Origin of the sequence: Mesorhizobium sp. M1403 (assembly GCF_040317695.1) — a bacterium.
In the GTDB taxonomy this organism is placed as follows: Bacteria; Pseudomonadota; Alphaproteobacteria; order Rhizobiales; family Rhizobiaceae; genus Mesorhizobium.
The window spans coordinates 152,551-167,276 of record NZ_JAMYKY010000002.1; the positions used below are offsets into that span (position 1 = coordinate 152,551).

Consider the following 14,726-nt stretch of genomic DNA (forward strand, 5'->3'; position numbering starts at 1 on the left):
CATAGATACCTCAATCGTGCTCCGGGGCACCTGATCTCCCTGGTGACCTACCCTGCACCTTGGCATTGTATGACAGACCCTTCCGCACAATAGGCTGGCGGGCCACGTCGGCGCATTCTCCTGAGCATTGGTCACCACAGGCCACACGGGAGAAAGCAAATGCGAAACATAACTCGAGTCCTGGCGCTCACTGCGGCGCTTGCCGCGTCGGGCGGCGGGATGGCGCAGGCCGCGAATTCTCAGCCCAAGCCGACGATCGTACTGGTGCACGGCGCCTTCGCGGAATCGTCGAGTTGGGACGCAGTCATCACGAAACTCAGCAAAGACGGTTATGTAGCGATAGCCGCAGCCAATCCGCTCCGCAGCGTTGCCAGCGATGCGAAAGCAGTCTCAGCCATCGTCCGGTCGGTTTCCGGGCCGGTCGTGCTGGTGGGGCATTCCTACGGCGGGCCTGTCATCACCGAGGCCGCCAATGGCAATCCCAATGTGAAGGCCTTGGTTTACGTGGCCGGATTCGCTCCGGATACCGGCGAATCGAGCCTTACGTTGTCCAGCATGTTTCCCGGCAGCACCTTGGGTAGCGCGCTTGCTCCAGTCGCGTTGCCGGACGGCGGACAAGACCTCTTCATCGAGCCGGCCAAGTTCCGCGCCCAGTTCGCCGCCGACGTTCCGCAAGAGCAGACTTTGCTGATGGCTGCCACTCAACGCCCTGTTGCGCAGGCAGCTCTGGCTGAAGCCTCGGGCGTCGCCTCATGGAAGACGCTGCCGTCCTACATGATCTACGGCTCAGATGACCGGAACATCCCGGCAGCCGTCATGAGTTTCATGGCCAAGCGTGCGCACGCGGTAAAGACCGTCGTCATCGAGGGTGCGTCCCACGCGCTCATGGTTTCGCATCCCGACGAGGTCACGTCACTCATCGAGGATGCTGCTGCATCGGTCAGTCAGTAGCAGGCCGGGAACGCCCAGCATCCGATCGACAACGAAAATAGACACGAACACCAGGAGACTAGACATGAAGATCGTCGTAATCGGCGGAACCGGGCTGATCGGTTCAAAGACCGTGGAGAGACTGCGAAACAAAGGACACGACGTGCTTGCGGCGTCGCCGAATTCGGGCGTCAACACCGTTACGGGAGAGGGTCTGGCCGCCGCGCTTGCCGGTGCGCAGGTCGTCATCGACCTCGCGAACTCGCCGTCGTTCGAGGAAAAGGCTGCCTTGGAGTTCTTCGAGGCATCCGGGCGTAATCTCTTTGCCGCCGAAACGGCTGCCGGTGTCCGTCATCACGTGGCGCTGTCGGTCGTCGGTACCGACCGGCTGCAGGGCATGGGCTATTTCCGCGGCAAATTGCTTCAGGAAAAGCTGATTAGGGAGTCCGGAATTCCCTACACGATCGTTCACGCCACTCAGTTCTTCGAATTCACCGCCGCCATCGCAAACACAGGCGCCGTCGGGGATACCATTCATATGTCACCGGCCTACTTCCAACCCATGGCGGCTGATAATGTTGCCGATGCGATGGCGGACGTCGCGCTTGCCGCGCCGTTGAACGGCATGATCGAAATTGCCGGCCCGGAGCGCGTTCGCATGAGCGAACTTGTCGAGCGCTTCCTGAAGGCCACCAACGACCCTCGCAAAGTCGTCTCGGATCCCGGCGCGCTCTACTATGGCCAGGTGGCAATCGACGATCGAACGCTTGTGCCCGGCGAGAATGCGCGCATCGGCGCCGTGCGTTTCGATGATTGGCTCAGCCGATACACACCACCGAAGTAAGCAATCATCGGATAGGCCCACCATTCGCATTACAACAAGGAGACCAGACATGATCAAAACACTTCTCTGCGCCGCGCTCACCGCCGCTTCCGTCACCGCAGCAATGGCCAAAGACGCCGCCAGTGTGAAGCTTGTCTACGACCAGGCCCTTCCAAACGTGCCCGGCAAGAGCATGAAAGCCGTGCTCGTCGAGTACGCGCCGGGGGGTACGTCGCCGGCCCATACCCATCCCAAATCCGCGTTCATCTATGCCACGGTCCTGGAGGGGACGATCCGAAGCCAGGTCAACGATGGGCCGGTGAAGACTTATCGCGCCGGCGAGAGTTTCTCGGAATTCCCGGGCGACCGTCATGCCGTCAGCGAAAACGCCAGCAACACGGAAGGCGCTCGTCTGCTTGCTATTTTCGTCGTCGACACCAGCGAGACGGAACTGACGACGAACGCGAAATGAAATCGTGGCCCTCCGGACCATCGGGGCGTATGCGAAGGGACGGTCAGTGACATGAATTCGATCGCCAGCCGCACACTTGCGGGGATTTCGGTCCCCGATACACCGCTTGTCGGCCGAGCGATCGAACATGCCCGCCAGCGATGTGAACCTTACTTGTTCAACCACGTAGTCCGATCCTGGCTTTTCGCGGCCCGGATCGGACAGATTCAGAATATCCAGCACGACGCGGAGGTTGTTGCCGTTGCAACCCTGTTGCATGACGTCACGCTCAATGAGGACTTCGCCGGGCCGCGCCGTTTCGAAGTGGAAGGCGCCGATCTTGCCCGCACCTTCGTTCGGGAAGGCGGCTTCGACGAGCGGCGCGCCCAATTGATCTGGGACAGCGTCGCCCTCAACTCGACGCCGTCGATCGGCCTCTACAAGGAGGCTGAGGTGGCGCTTTGCACAGCCGGCATCTGCCTCGATGTCGTCGGCTTGCAATACAGCCTCGTTTCGTCAGCCGAGATTGCAAAGATCATCGGTGAGTTTCCACGCCTCCAAATGAAGCGACGGATGACTCGATGCTTTTGCCATATCGCCGAGGTCAGGCCGGAAACCACCTACGACAACTTTGCCCGGGACTTCGGCGAGCGCTTTGTTTCAGGCTACAAGGCGACTTCGGCAGTTGATCTTGTGATGAACGCTCCCTTCGAAGAGTGAACGCAGTTTCGATCCAGCTCTCTCGATCGACGCTGGCCAGCTCAGCCGAGCCCTTCATATGACCCAAACGCTGTGCGCCTGTCGCATGCCTGCGGCAAAGCGAATTGCCGATGGCAGCGTTCAGGGTACGAATTTCCACCTCCTATACTTCGGTTTAGGCGCCCCAAACCAATCGAGTGGCAATACATATCATCGGCACGATAGCAACAGTTTGGCTCACCGGTCATCCTTACGCTGCAATGGATTGCAAACACCTCAAGGAGATAAGTAATGAATATTGCAGCGTCACCGGTCGCTCCGAAAGGAAAAGCCGTCGCCCAACGCGCGAGTTATGCGGAGCAGTCGCCGGAACTTCTGAAGAAATTTATTGAATTTCTTGGTGCGACGCGAGAGGGGTCAATCGAAGAACCGATCCGCGACCTTGTTGCAGTCCGAGCCGCGCAACTGAACGGGTGCACCTTCTGCCTTGATATGCACGTCAAACAGGCGAAGATTCATGGCGAGCGCGAACTGCGCCTTTACCACCTGGCAGCCTGGCGGGATTCGACCCTGTTCGTTCCTCGCGAGCGTGCAGCCTTGGCATGGACGGAAGTCTTGACCAAGCTGCCCGAGCAGGGTGTCCCGGACGAGATCTACGATCGGGTCAGGTCGCAGCTTTCCGAGAAGGAAATCTCCGATCTGACCTTCGTCGTCATGGCGGTCAATTCTTGGAACCGTCTGAACATCGGCTTCAAACCGGTCCCGGGCTCGGGGGATGCGAAGTTTGGCCTGAGCAAAGCAGCGCTAAGCTAATCTTTGGAATGGGTCAGAATGGCGCTTGTTTTCGCGCCATTCTGACCGGCCAGGCAAAGGCGCCGACCTCGGCGACCAAACCCTGGAACCGATCCCAGCCTCCCGGCCGCGGCCGCGAGGCGCTCTCAGGAGGGCGTCATGCGCATTGACAGTCTGCATCCAGTAATATCGGCCCGTCTCATGGTGATCGACGTCGACGCTCCACTCCGCAGTGCAGCACTCTCACTTTCCAGGCCCGCAATAGGCCTGGTCGTGGTGTGCCACGGCAGTGGGGAGGCGGCAGGCGTGCTGAGCAAGTCCGACCTTGTCCGCCATCTAGCGAATTCAGGGCCAACAGAAGCGCCGATTGCGGCATTGATGAGCCGGTCCATCGTGTCCTGTGGTCCCGATGATGATCTTCATTCAGTCTGGCAGACCATGGCCGCGCAAGGCCTGCAGAATGTGCCGGTGCTCGGGGCTGACTCGAAACCGTTAGGCGTCCTCGATATCCGTGATGCGATGAAGGCGCTCTTCAAACAAGAGGAACTGCAGGAACGGCTGCTTGCCAACTACATCAGCGGGATCGGCTATCAATAGATCATGGTCTCGCGTTTGGATATACAGAAGTATATATCGAAGTCTTCTTAGATATAATGGATAATAAATACCATAAATTATGGTGTATTGAAGCAAATAGGTGTCGGCTGAGCCAACGGGGTAATGAAATGTTTCGTCCGGACATAAAAGAAGATGTCTTCGACAGCCCGTCCGATGGTCCTGGAAGTGGTATGTCCGTGCAAATGTCGACGGCCGGCATCGTCCATGACCTGGGCAATCTCATTCAGGTCGCCTCGTCGGCGTTGAACCACCTGGCCCGCGATCCGAGCATCCAAGCGGCTCCGGCGCTTGGGCCTGTAGTTGCCGGCGCCAAAACGGCTTTGGAACGGGCTAGTGGCCTTGTCCGGCAAACCATCAGCCTGGCCCGAGAGAGCCCCGCGGAAATCGAATACACAAACGTAGGTGCTTGCCTGGCTGAGATCGAAACCCTCGTGCGGAGCGCCTTGGATGCCAATTTCGGTCTTGAGCTTCGGGTTGGATCGGACCTGCCTTTGGTGAGATGCGATCGCCTTGGATTGCAAAATGCGGTTCTGAATCTTCTGTTCAACGCGCGCGATGCAATGCCTGACGGCGGCTTCATCTCGATCGATGCCGGCTTGGCCTCTGAAAGCTCTACCGCCGGTCAGGTAGATATCCGTGTCGCGGACAGCGGTATCGGGATGACCAGCGAGACGATGGTCTGCGCCTTCGATCCGTTCTTCACCACCAAAAGCGAAGGCCTCGGCGGCGTCGGTTTGCCGATGGTGAAGCGCTTTGCCGAGCAGTCAGGCGGAAGCATCGATATTCAGAGCACACTTGGGGCAGGCACGACCGTCACTCTGCGGTTGCCTGCGGTGCGATAGCGGCCGGCCAATCTCCCTCCGGTGACAAACGTGACATACAATCGAGAGATAAAGATGGATGCACAAGTCGTTGAAAACGTCGAACAGGACCGTTTCGAGCTGCCGATCGCCGGCGATATGTTTGCGGCGGCCTACTATCGGCTCGAGGGCGGGAAGGTCGCGCTGATACACACCGAAGTCCCGTCGGAATTTTCCGGACAAGGGATCGCGTCGCGATTGGCGCAGGGCACCTTCGAGCTGCTCCGCAAAACCGGCCGTAAAGCGATCTTGAAATGTCCCTTCATGAGCCGCTTTTTCGCCAAGCACCCGGACTATGCAGATGTCGTCGACGGCTAGTCAGGGCACGAATGTTGAGGGTTTCCCAGGGATCTATCCTAATGCACGACGAGTATGATTTGCAGAGGTTCGTCAGCGCACAGGATCCGGTCTACGACGACGCGCTGGCTATTCTCCGTCAAGGAATGATGTGCACTCCCTATATGGAGTTCATCTTCCCAAGGTTGGCCACCAGGCGAAGCGGTACTGCGCCTGAGCCATATTCAATCACATCGCTCGACGAAGCCAGCGCTTATCTCTCATTTCCGATCCTAGGAGGCCGTTATCGGGAATGTGTTGGCACCCTGCAGCGGCTCTCCGGCCTAAGCGCTCGCGCTGTCTTCGGTGAGGTTGATGCGAAGAAGTTGCACGCGTCCCTCACGCTGTTTTCCGAAGCAAGCAACGACGAGTTCCTGCTCGAGACAATCTTCGACGTCTGGTTCGACGGTTTGCTCGACGAGGAAACGATGAACGATCTCTACTTGATATCGTAGTGGTCTGCCTACGCCACCGGCGTAAAGCTGTCGCGGCGCTGAGGTCACCATCCGCTGCCTTATCCCTCACACGCTGCGATCTGGCAGAGGCATGAACTCGTGGTCTCCCGGCACACCGGAGAAGCGGCGTTCGCGCCAATCCGCCTTTGCCTGCTCGATCCGTTCGGCTGAAGAGGAGACGAAGTTCCAATAGATATGACGTGGCTCGGAAAAGGGCTCGCCTCCTATCAGCATCAGCCTCGCCGCATGGAAGGCAGGCGCCTGGAGCACAATCTCAGCGCCGGGCGCCAGAGCTATCAATTCGGCCTCATGAAACGTCCCGAACTGGCCGACAATTCCAACCTCACCGGCGACGATGTAGATTGCACGCTCACGGTGTTCGGGTTTCACCTGGTATCGCGCACCGCTCGTGAGCACAATTTCGGCATAGACCATGTCGGAGAACGTCCTTACCGGCGAGACCGACCCGTCGGACGCGCCGGCGATCAACGTAAGCTCGACGCCGTCGGCACAGATCCTGGGTATTTCGGGAGCGCCAAAATGTGCGACGTCGGCGGCAATTTCTTCATAGCGGGAGGGGAGGGCGATCCAAGCCTGAGCGCCGAAGAGATTGCTTCCCGACGCCCGGACTTCCGGTGGCGTGCGCTCGGAATGGACGATGCCCGACCCGGCCGTCATCCAGTTGACCTCGCCAGGACGGATGGTCTGCACTTTACCGAAATTGTCGCGGTGGACGATCTCGCCGTCGATCAGGTAGGTCACGGCCGCAACGCCGATATGCGGATGCGGTCCCATATCGAAACCGTGACCTGCGTCGAATATAGCGGGGCCGAAATGGTCGAACAGGATGAAGGGCCCGATCATCAGGCGATTCGAGGAGGGCAATACGCGCCTTATCTTCAGTCCGTCGGCAAAATCACGGATAGCCGGCTGGATGATTGTATCGATGCCTGTGATATCGCTTTGGCGGATGGTCATGGATCTCTGTCCTTCTGCATGCCTTGTCAGCCAGGTGCTCGAACGCGCTTGAACGGAGCGGCGCGAAAGACTGTCTGAATGGCTTTGAGGAGCGCGAATTTGGAGCTCGCGTGGTTCTGTCCGGCGATGCCGCTTTCATTAAGAGCCGACACCCTCTTCGACAGGATCGCCGCAAGATCTTCAGCCATTTCGGGCCTTTCGTGCAGCAGCGGCGCAAAGCTTTCCTGGTCTATCTCGTAAACCTCGACGGGGGTCATTGCCCGCAAACTCGACATCTCGCCAATGCCGGCGAGCAAGCCGGTCTCGCCGAAGAAATCGCCGGGTGCAAGCCGGCCGATCTCCTGCAGGTGAGCATCGTCCTCGCCAATTTGCCGGACGATAACTCCCGTCCGTACGATCATGAGCGACGGCAGCATCTCTCCCCGTCGTGCGATGATCTCGCCCTTATGGTAGGTGCGAACCGAGGCCGCTGCGGCGAGCGACTCCTGCTCGGTATCCGTTAGCGCCGAGAATACCGGTATGGACCTGATGAGTTCGATCGGGGTGAAGCTTTGGGAGGCTGCCTTCTCGTCGCTCAGCCGGTTGGTCATGGCAATCGAAGCCGAAAGTGGCTCCGCCAGCAGCATGCCGGTCGACTTTGAATGGCGATAAATGAGATCGAAGATTTCGTTCCGAGCGGCACTTCGCTGGTCAAGATTTGCGACGCGAAAAAACAACTCGATCTCGATAGCTGCCGCATCCAGGCTTCTGATTGTGACCAAAGGCGAAGGGTCCTGGAACATTGTGGGTCGGGGTCAGGAGTTGGGTCGACCGCCAGTTGGTCTCGACAACGCGGCCTTCGGTTCCGTCGCTCAGAATGATCCAGTTTCCAAGTACGTAAGGGCGGCCGAGGTTAAGCGCGATCCCCGAAAATACGTCACCGAGCGTATTCTGGAGCGCCAGTCCCAGGATGACGGCAAACACGCCGGACGTGGCAATGAGCGTTCCGACCGGCACCGCAAAGACGAACGCCAGGATCGACAGGAACATTCCAGCATAGACGATACCGACCACGACGTCCTGCAGGAGACGTGCCTCGCGCGGCTTTCGCTCAAAAACGAGATAGATGCGGACAAATCCGATTAGCGCCCAGGCAAGGTGAACCCACCAGAGCAGCTTGACCGAGCCCATGAGGATCGCTCCTCCGGTTGTCTCGTTGTCCCCTGCGGCCTCGTATGGCACGACGCGCAGGTCGAGAACCATGGCCGACATCGCGAGGAAAAAGCTGAGTTGGACGACCAGCTTCGCATTGGCGAAGCGTCTGGGGATGAGGGTCCAAACGACGATCCCGGCGAGGCCGAGCAACACGATGTAGACCAGAGGAGAGTTCCACCAGTTCATGAACGATCACCGCCATTCACAGTTCAATGTTTGGCCTCCGGCCCGGCGATCGGGCCTCGGCCGCTGGCCTTGTCTTTTTCGAGAACTGCTTCGGTGATCGAATTCGGCAGCCGTCGCGGCTTTTCGATCAGCCCGAGCACCGGCATGGCGATGATGAAGAACGCAAAATAGTAAAGCGTCGCCAGTTGGGACATGACGACGTAGGCGCCTTCCGCCGGTCGGGAGCCGAGCCAGCCGAGAAAGAGGGAATTGGCAACGAACAGCCAGAAGAGCACCCTGTACCAGGGCCGGTAGACCGCCGAGCGCACCTTCGAGGTGTCGAGCCACGGCACCAGGAACAGCACCGCGATCGCGCCGAACATGCAGAGCACGCCGCCGAGTTTGGAGTTGATGGGCCCGATATTGAAGGTGATGGCGCGCAGGATCGCGTAAAACGGCAAGAAATACCATTCCGGCACGATGTGGGCCGGCGTCTTCAGCGGATTGGCGATCGTGTTGTTGTCGGGATGGCCGAGATAGTTCGGCAGGTAGAACACGAAATAGGCGAAGAAGAACAGGAACACGAGGATGCCGAAGGCATCTTTGACGGTGGCATAGGGCGTGAAGTCCACGACATCGGTTTTCGATTTGACCTCGATGCCGGTCGGATTGTTCTGGCCGACGACGTGAAGCGCCCAGATATGCAAGGTCACCACGCCCGCAAGCACAAATGGCAGCAGGTAATGCAGCGCAAAGAAGCGGTTCAGCGTCGGATTGTCGACCGCGAACCCGCCGAGCAAAAGCTGCTGGAGCCAGTCGCCGATCAGTGGGACGGCCGTGAAGAAGTTGGTGATGACAGTAGCGCCCCAGAACGACATCTGTCCCCAAGGCAGCACGTAGCCCATGAAGGCCGTCGCCATCATCAGTAGGAGGTTGGTGCAACCGAGCACCCACAGCAGCTCACGCGGCGCCTTATACGAACCATAGTAGAGCCCGCGGCAGATATGGATGTAGACGGCAATGAAGAAGAACGACGCGCCGTTGGAATGGAGATAGCGCAGCAGCCAGCCCGAATTCACGTCGCGCATGATCTCCTCGACTGAATTGAAGGCCAGCCCCGTATCAGGAGCGTAATGCATGGCCAGCACGATGCCGGTCAGGATCTGTGAAACCAGCATGATCGTGAGAATGCCGCCGAACGTATAGGCGTAGTTCAGGTTGCGCGGGACGGGATAGACGATGAAGCTGTCGTGCACCAGCCGCGGCAGCGGCAGGCGGGCATCGAACCAGCGTTCGATTCTGGTTTTGGGCGTATAGGTCGAGTGTTTGTCGCTCATCGAAATGCCCTCCTGCCTCAGCCGATACGGATCTTGGTGTCGGAGACGAACTGGAACACCGGTACCGCCATGTTCTCGGGTGCCGGCCCCTTCCGGATGCGGCCGGCGGTGTCGTATTGAGAGCCGTGACAAGGGCAGAGCCAGCCACCGAAATCGCCTTCCTGACCATGCGGGATGCAGCCGAGATGGGTGCAGACCTGGACCATCACCATCCAGGCCTCCTTGCCTGGCATGGTGCGATTGGCGTCGGTCGCTGGCGCGTCGGCCGGCAGGTTGGCGTTGCGGGCAATTGGATCCTTGAGCTCGGCGAGATTGACTGCCTCGGCGTCCTTCATCTCTTTTTCGGTGCGGTTGCGCACGACCACCGGCTTGCCGTGCCAGTCGACGATCAGCCACGTTCCCGGCCTCAGCGAGGAGACGTCGACCTCGATCGCGGCGGGCGCCTCGACGCGCAATGCGTGCTCGGCTGTGGAGGTATCGGAAAGATCGGCCATGATGGCGACTCCTATTGTTGGAAGCTGCTTCATCGCGTTGATGGCAATCGAGCAAAGCAGGCCACGGCCTTCGCCTTTCGAGTCTGCTCATGTCGCGCGAAATATGCCGGCCGTGGCCGGGTGTGAGCCATCGTGCCAAGGGCACGTGCGTCCAATACTTTCGTTTATGATTTCCTGAGCGAAGGACTGGCCGGGCTGGCGATGAAGCCGTCATGGAAGGTTCTGAATTCCTCCAGGTAACCGTTGGCCACTGAGCTGAGATACCGTCCGGCATTGCGCACGGCGATCCCGAACTTCAGCCCGATCATACCTCGGCATAGGCATGCCTAGCTGTCGGTGTCGTAGTCGTCGTCCCCGCCAAGTGCGAGTTTTTGGAGCAGTTGTCTCGCGTGGCGCTGGGCAGGTTTTCGCCCGGCGACGACCAATTGCGGAACTCAATCGGGGTCAGAAAGGGAAAACGGTGAAACTCTACTACAGCCCTCTCGCCTGTAGCCTGGCGGATCACATCGCATTGGAAGAGGCCGGTGTTTCCTTCGAGCGCGAAAGCGTGAACCTCAAAACCAAACGAACGAGCTCCGGGGATGATTTCACCACCGTCACGCGCAAGGGCTATGTTCCAGCCCTCGTGCTGGATAGCGGCGAAGCGCTGACGGAAAATATCGCAGTCCTCGACTGGATTGCGTCACAATACCCGGCACTGGGAGTGGCGGGGCCGTTGGGCCGTACCCGCCTTCTCGAAGCGCTGGCCTACGTCTCAACTGAAATACACCGAAGCTTCAAGCCGATGTGGCACCAAAGCAGCGATGCCGAAAAGGCCAAGGCGAGCGCGACGATTACGAGCCAACTCGAGCTCTTCGCTGACGGGCTCGAGACCGACTATCTGTTCGGCGACAAACCCAGCGTCGCGGATTTTTATCTTTTCGTGATGCTGCTTTGGGCGGCCCGCTTCCACGTCCCTGTTCCCGCGCCTTTGCAAGCCCTTCGCGCCCGAATGGCTGCCCGACCGGCCGTGCGCATCGCAATGGATCGTGAGGGCCTCGTCTGAAGCCGAGGTGGCTCCGAGCATAAGATCAGACGCATTCTCTCACCCCAACAAAGATCAGGAGTCATTCTCATGCTGCCGTTTCTGCGGATGCTACATCCAGCCGCTTTCAAGCGCGGGGACGGCCTACGTCTCGAATTTCTTAGGAGGGAAATCGAGGAAACGCTGGACCTTACCGGCATCCGGTCAGAACTCGCCGCACTGCCTCCTGGCCGAGCGGTTACAATCCTGGATTCGTCGCAGTCACCGTCGAAATAAGCGCAATATTTCCTGTCGGCCGATACGGCGGCGGGTTCTGGTCGTTCCGGCTTGTTGGTCATCATAGAGGCTTCATCATGAATGCGAATAAGGCTCCCGAGACGGTCGATCATCGCCGCCGACGCATTGTTGGCGCAACAGCAATGACGTTCGCCGCCACCGAACTCGGCTTGAACGCATCGGTAGCCGCTTGGACGGTCGAGGCGAGGGCATCCGCGATGCAAACCAGGCAGAAATCATTCGGCTCGCTTAGGCAGGTCAATGCCGGAAAGCTGAGCGTCGGATATGCGGAGCTGAGGCCCGCCGAAGGTGCCCCAGTGATCCTGCTTCATGGCTGGCCTTATGACATTCACACCTACACCGACGTCGCTCCCCTGCTTGCCGCAAAGGGGTACCGCGTGATTGTGCCCTACCTGCGCGGCTACGGCACTACGCGCTTCCTTTCGGACGACACGATGCGCAACGGCCAGCAGTCGGCGCTCGCCGCGGATACGATCACCCTGATGGATGCGCTGGGAATCGAAAAGGCCACGATCGCCGGCTGCGACTGGGGTGCTCGAACGGCCAATGTTGTTGCCGCGCTCTGGCCTGAGCGTTGCAAGGCGATCGTCTCGGTGAGCGGCTATCTCATCGGAAATCAGCAGGTCGGCATGGTGCCGCTGCCACCGGAGGCGGAGCTTCAATGGTGGTATCAGTATTACTTCGCCACGGATCGCGGCCGCGCCGGCTACGAGAAATACACGCGCGATTTCGCCAAACTCATCTGGAAACTCGCTTCGCCGCAGTGGAATTTCGACGATGACACCTTCCAGCGCAGCGCCGCAGCCCTGGACAACCCGGATCACGTCAGCATCGTCATTCACAATTACCGCTGGAGGCTCGGCCTGGCACATGGCGAGCCGGAATATGACGTTCTGGAAAACCGGCTGGCCGAAGCTCCCGTGATCACAGTGCCGACCATTACCCTTGAGGGTGATGCCAATGGTGCACCCCATCCCGACAGCAGTTCCTACGCCAAGAAATTCTCGGGCAGATACACGCACCGGATCGTCACCGGCGGCATTGGCCACAACTTGCCGCAGGAAGCCCCGCAGGCCTTCGCCCAGGCCGTCATCGACGTTGGCGAATACTGATCAGGCGAGCTGAGTGAGCTGCTGATGCCTGCGCTGGATGGGTGGCGAGGACATGATGGTTGCGAGCTGAACATCGAGGCGCGGCGCTGGTCCACATCGATGTTGCGCTTGACTCGTCCATATTATCCGTAATAAATCATACATATTGCCTCGAAAAAAGACGGCAGGTCTGGGAGGACCAATGAAAATCACGGCCATCAAGGCGCGCGTCTGCAACGCGGAAATGCGCAACTGGGTCTTCGTTCGGGTCGAAACCGACGAGCCCGGGCTGTTTGGCTGGGGTGAGGCAACGCTGGAATGGAAGACCCGAGCCGTCGTTGGGGCGCTTCAGGACCTTGAGGCCCTGCTCATCGGGCAAGATCCGCGCAATGTGGAGCAGTGCTACCAGATACTTACGCGGCACGGCTTTTGGCGTCTTGGCGTCGAGGGAATGTCCGCCGTCAGCGGCATCGAGATCGCGCTCTGGGACATATTGGGCAAGTCGTTGGGCGTCCCCGTCTGGCGCCTTTTGGGCGGTCGGGTCCGCGACTATCTGCGCACCTATACGCATCTCGGCCTCGGGGACATGAAGGCGGTCTATGAGACCGGATCCGCGGATGCCATCGTGGAACGCGCACGCATCGTGACGCAAGCAGGCTACGATGCGGTCAAGGTCGTCTGCATTCCCTACACCCACTACGTGTCTCCTGCGAAGGCAGTCGATTCTGTTGCCAACATGGTTGGCTCACTTCGCGAGGCGGTTGGCCCGGATATCGACATCATGGTCGATTTCCACGGACGCCCTGCATCCGTTAACGCGGCGATGGATTACCTCAAGGCAATCGAGCCGGCCCGCATCATGTTCGCGGAAGAACCCGTGCCGCCCGAAGATGTTGCCGGACTGTCGCACATTACGGCGCGATCGGCCGTGCCGATAGCTTCCGGCGAGCGGCTGATTGGACGTCGCGAATTCACGCACTCGATCGCAGCCCGCGCCTTCAACATTGCCCAGCCGGATATTTGCCACACTGGCGGTCTGCTCGAGACAAAGAAGATCGCGGCCATGGCGGAAACCGCAGGCATCGGCCTTGCGCCGCACAACCCGCTCGGTCCGATCGCCGGTGTGGCTGCTCTTCATTTCGGCATATCGACCCCAAACGTTGTCATTCAGGAGGAGATGTCCGGTGCCGTCGCCTGGTACGACGATGTCGTTACCTGGCCAATTCGGCGCAAGCCAGGCCGCTGGGATCTGCCCGAACTGCCGGGCCTTGGCGTCACCGTCAATGAGGACGTTATCGCGCGCCACCCCTTCAAGCAGGAAGTGCTGCATGCCCGCAACGCCGTCATGCCGGACGGCACCGTGGTCGACTGGTGAATGCAATGGCAGGCCGGCTGCAAGGAAAGATCGCAATCGTCACAGGCGCCGGCCAAGGCATCGGTGCCGCCACCGCCCGGGCTTTTGCGATGCATGGGGCAAAGACCGTCATTGCCGAACTGAATGCGGCAAGCGGCAAAGCGATCGCCGACGAACTGCGTGTCGGAGGCGCCGACGTATCGTTCGTCGAGACGGATGTCACGGACGCATCCGCGGTCGCGGACATGGTCGCCCGCACGATCACGAGCTATGGCGGCGTCGACGTTCTCGTCAACAATGCCGGTGCCAACGTCTTCTACGAACCACTGGCGATGCCGGATGAGGAATGGGACCGCTGTCTCAAGCTAGACCTCCAGGCCGCATGGTTCTGCGCCAAGGCAGTCTTGCCGACGATGCTGGCGAAGGGCTCGGGGTCTATCGTCAACATAGCGAGCTGTCACGCGTTCCAGATCATTCCCCATACATTCCCGTATCCGGTCGCCAAGCATGCACTTTTGGGCCTGACCCGTTCGCTGGCCATCGAATATGCCGCGCGCGGTATCCGGGTGAACGCGATCGCCCCCGGCTATATCGAGACGCCGATCGCGGAAGCCTACTGGAACACATTCCCGAACCCCGCCGAGGAGAAGCGGCGAGCCTACGACCTTCATCCGCCCAAGCGCATTGGCCGGCCGGACGAGGTTGCAATGACGGCGGTTTTCCTCGCTTCGGACGAAGCGCCGTTCATAAATGCCGAGACGATCACCATCGATGGTGGGCGCTCGGTTCTCTACCACGACTAGCAACGACCATCGAGCTCTCAGGGAG

At 59.6% G+C, this 14,726-nt stretch carries 18 protein-coding genes; 13 read left to right on the forward strand and 5 right to left on the reverse strand.

The window, feature by feature from the left end:
* The first annotated feature begins 159 nt into the window (after nt 1-159).
* From NKH01_RS05340 to NKH01_RS05380, 9 genes are all read left to right on the forward strand, one after another.
* A complete protein-coding gene (locus NKH01_RS05340) occupies nt 160-951 on the forward strand; it encodes an alpha/beta fold hydrolase (RefSeq protein WP_353019325.1) in 792 nt (263 codons plus the stop codon).
* 64 nt (nt 952-1,015) lie between these two features.
* The gene (locus NKH01_RS05345) at nt 1,016-1,774 is read left to right on the forward strand and encodes an SDR family oxidoreductase (RefSeq protein WP_353019327.1); all 759 of its coding nucleotides are present in this window, start codon (nt 1,016-1,018) and stop codon (nt 1,772-1,774) included.
* A gap of 49 nt (nt 1,775-1,823) precedes the next feature.
* Entirely contained in the window at nt 1,824-2,225 is a 402-nt protein-coding gene (locus tag NKH01_RS05350) for a cupin domain-containing protein (RefSeq protein ID WP_353019329.1), read from the forward strand.
* A gap of 51 nt (nt 2,226-2,276) precedes the next feature.
* Nucleotides 2,277-2,924: an HD domain-containing protein gene (locus tag NKH01_RS05355; RefSeq protein WP_353019331.1), complete on the forward strand. Its 648-nt coding sequence runs from the start codon at nt 2,277-2,279 to the stop codon at nt 2,922-2,924.
* A 270-nt stretch (nt 2,925-3,194) separates the two neighbouring features.
* Nucleotides 3,195-3,716: a carboxymuconolactone decarboxylase family protein gene (locus NKH01_RS05360; protein WP_023674208.1), complete on the forward strand. Its 522-nt coding sequence runs from the start codon at nt 3,195-3,197 to the stop codon at nt 3,714-3,716.
* Between the two features lie 138 nt (nt 3,717-3,854).
* Nucleotides 3,855-4,292, forward strand: coding sequence for a CBS domain-containing protein (locus NKH01_RS05365; protein WP_352483844.1), 438 nt, complete (start codon nt 3,855-3,857; stop codon nt 4,290-4,292).
* A 128-nt stretch (nt 4,293-4,420) separates the two neighbouring features.
* Entirely contained in the window at nt 4,421-5,155 is a 735-nt protein-coding gene (locus NKH01_RS05370; protein WP_352846148.1) for a sensor histidine kinase, read from the forward strand.
* Between the two features lie 54 nt (nt 5,156-5,209).
* Nucleotides 5,210-5,491, forward strand: coding sequence for a GNAT family N-acetyltransferase (locus tag NKH01_RS05375; RefSeq protein WP_352483845.1), 282 nt, complete (start codon nt 5,210-5,212; stop codon nt 5,489-5,491).
* Between the two features lie 41 nt (nt 5,492-5,532).
* A complete protein-coding gene (locus tag NKH01_RS05380; RefSeq protein ID WP_023716999.1) occupies nt 5,533-5,964 on the forward strand; it encodes a DUF1810 domain-containing protein in 432 nt (143 codons plus the stop codon).
* 66 nt (nt 5,965-6,030) lie between these two features.
* On the opposite strand, the gene NKH01_RS05385 is transcribed toward NKH01_RS05380, so the two are convergent.
* Genes NKH01_RS05385 through petA form a run of 5 tightly spaced genes read right to left on the reverse strand, consistent with a single transcriptional unit; the run spans nt 6,031 to nt 10,132 of the window.
* Nucleotides 6,031-6,942, reverse strand: a complete 912-nt coding sequence (locus NKH01_RS05385; RefSeq protein ID WP_353019334.1) for a pirin family protein — start codon at nt 6,940-6,942, stop codon at nt 6,031-6,033.
* Nucleotides 6,943-6,968: 26 nt separating this feature from the next.
* Nucleotides 6,969-7,703 carry a cyclic nucleotide-binding domain-containing protein gene (locus NKH01_RS05390; protein WP_353019336.1) on the reverse strand — a complete coding sequence of 245 codons (735 nt, stop codon included), beginning with the start codon at nt 7,701-7,703 and terminating at the stop codon, nt 6,969-6,971.
* Nucleotides 7,633-8,322 (reverse strand): mechanosensitive ion channel family protein, encoded by a 690-nt coding sequence (locus NKH01_RS05395; RefSeq protein WP_353019339.1) that lies wholly within the window; start codon nt 8,320-8,322, stop codon nt 7,633-7,635. The genes NKH01_RS05390 and NKH01_RS05395 overlap by 71 nt, the downstream gene beginning before the upstream one ends.
* Before the next feature lie 23 nt (nt 8,323-8,345).
* On the reverse strand, nt 8,346-9,638 hold the full coding sequence (locus tag NKH01_RS05400; RefSeq protein ID WP_353019341.1) for a cytochrome b: 1,293 nt from the start codon (nt 9,636-9,638) through the stop codon (nt 8,346-8,348).
* Nucleotides 9,639-9,655: 17 nt separating this feature from the next.
* Complete coding sequence (petA, locus tag NKH01_RS05405; protein ID WP_353019343.1) at nt 9,656-10,132, reverse strand: ubiquinol-cytochrome c reductase iron-sulfur subunit; 477 nt, start codon at nt 10,130-10,132, stop codon at nt 9,656-9,658.
* A 460-nt stretch (nt 10,133-10,592) separates the two neighbouring features.
* Here petA and NKH01_RS05410 point away from each other — a divergent pair, with 460 nt between their 5' ends.
* The 4 genes from NKH01_RS05410 to NKH01_RS05425 all read left to right on the forward strand — a co-directional run bounded on the left by NKH01_RS05410 (nt 10,593) and on the right by NKH01_RS05425 (nt 14,701).
* Nucleotides 10,593-11,177, forward strand: a complete 585-nt coding sequence (locus NKH01_RS05410; RefSeq protein ID WP_353019345.1) for a glutathione binding-like protein — start codon at nt 10,593-10,595, stop codon at nt 11,175-11,177.
* A gap of 332 nt (nt 11,178-11,509) precedes the next feature.
* Entirely contained in the window at nt 11,510-12,565 is a 1,056-nt protein-coding gene (locus NKH01_RS05415) for an alpha/beta fold hydrolase (RefSeq protein ID WP_353019348.1), read from the forward strand.
* 181 nt (nt 12,566-12,746) lie between these two features.
* Nucleotides 12,747-13,919, forward strand: a complete 1,173-nt coding sequence (gene dgoD / locus NKH01_RS05420; protein WP_353019350.1) for a galactonate dehydratase — start codon at nt 12,747-12,749, stop codon at nt 13,917-13,919.
* A 5-nt stretch (nt 13,920-13,924) separates the two neighbouring features.
* The gene (locus NKH01_RS05425; protein WP_023717008.1) at nt 13,925-14,701 is read left to right on the forward strand and encodes an SDR family oxidoreductase; all 777 of its coding nucleotides are present in this window, start codon (nt 13,925-13,927) and stop codon (nt 14,699-14,701) included.
* Nucleotides 14,702-14,726: the final 25 nt, after the last annotated feature.

Bases quoted from the DNA above. Each gene is read 5' to 3' on its own strand.
- NKH01_RS05340 (WP_353019325.1), top strand. From the start codon at position 160: ATGCGAAACATAACTCGAGTCCTGGCGCTCACTGCGGCGCTTGCCGCG.
- NKH01_RS05345 (WP_353019327.1), top strand. From the start codon at position 1,016: ATGAAGATCGTCGTAATCGGCGGAACCGGGCTGATCGGTTCAAAGACC.
- NKH01_RS05350 (WP_353019329.1), top strand. From the start codon at position 1,824: ATGATCAAAACACTTCTCTGCGCCGCGCTCACCGCCGCTTCCGTCACC.
- NKH01_RS05355 (WP_353019331.1), top strand. From the start codon at position 2,277: ATGAATTCGATCGCCAGCCGCACACTTGCGGGGATTTCGGTCCCCGAT.
- NKH01_RS05360 (WP_023674208.1), top strand. From the start codon at position 3,195: ATGAATATTGCAGCGTCACCGGTCGCTCCGAAAGGAAAAGCCGTCGCC.
- NKH01_RS05365 (WP_352483844.1), top strand. From the start codon at position 3,855: ATGCGCATTGACAGTCTGCATCCAGTAATATCGGCCCGTCTCATGGTG.
- NKH01_RS05370 (WP_352846148.1), top strand. From the start codon at position 4,421: ATGTTTCGTCCGGACATAAAAGAAGATGTCTTCGACAGCCCGTCCGAT.
- NKH01_RS05375 (WP_352483845.1), top strand. From the start codon at position 5,210: ATGGATGCACAAGTCGTTGAAAACGTCGAACAGGACCGTTTCGAGCTG.
- NKH01_RS05380 (WP_023716999.1), top strand. From the start codon at position 5,533: ATGCACGACGAGTATGATTTGCAGAGGTTCGTCAGCGCACAGGATCCG.
- NKH01_RS05385 (WP_353019334.1), bottom strand. From the start codon at position 6,942: ATGACCATCCGCCAAAGCGATATCACAGGCATCGATACAATCATCCAG.
- NKH01_RS05395 (WP_353019339.1), bottom strand. From the start codon at position 8,322: ATGAACTGGTGGAACTCTCCTCTGGTCTACATCGTGTTGCTCGGCCTC.
- NKH01_RS05400 (WP_353019341.1), bottom strand. From the start codon at position 9,638: ATGAGCGACAAACACTCGACCTATACGCCCAAAACCAGAATCGAACGC.
- petA (WP_353019343.1), bottom strand. From the start codon at position 10,132: ATGGCCGATCTTTCCGATACCTCCACAGCCGAGCACGCATTGCGCGTC.
- NKH01_RS05415 (WP_353019348.1), top strand. From the start codon at position 11,510: ATGAATGCGAATAAGGCTCCCGAGACGGTCGATCATCGCCGCCGACGC.
- dgoD (WP_353019350.1), top strand. From the start codon at position 12,747: ATGAAAATCACGGCCATCAAGGCGCGCGTCTGCAACGCGGAAATGCGC.
- NKH01_RS05425 (WP_023717008.1), top strand. From the start codon at position 13,925: ATGGCAGGCCGGCTGCAAGGAAAGATCGCAATCGTCACAGGCGCCGGC.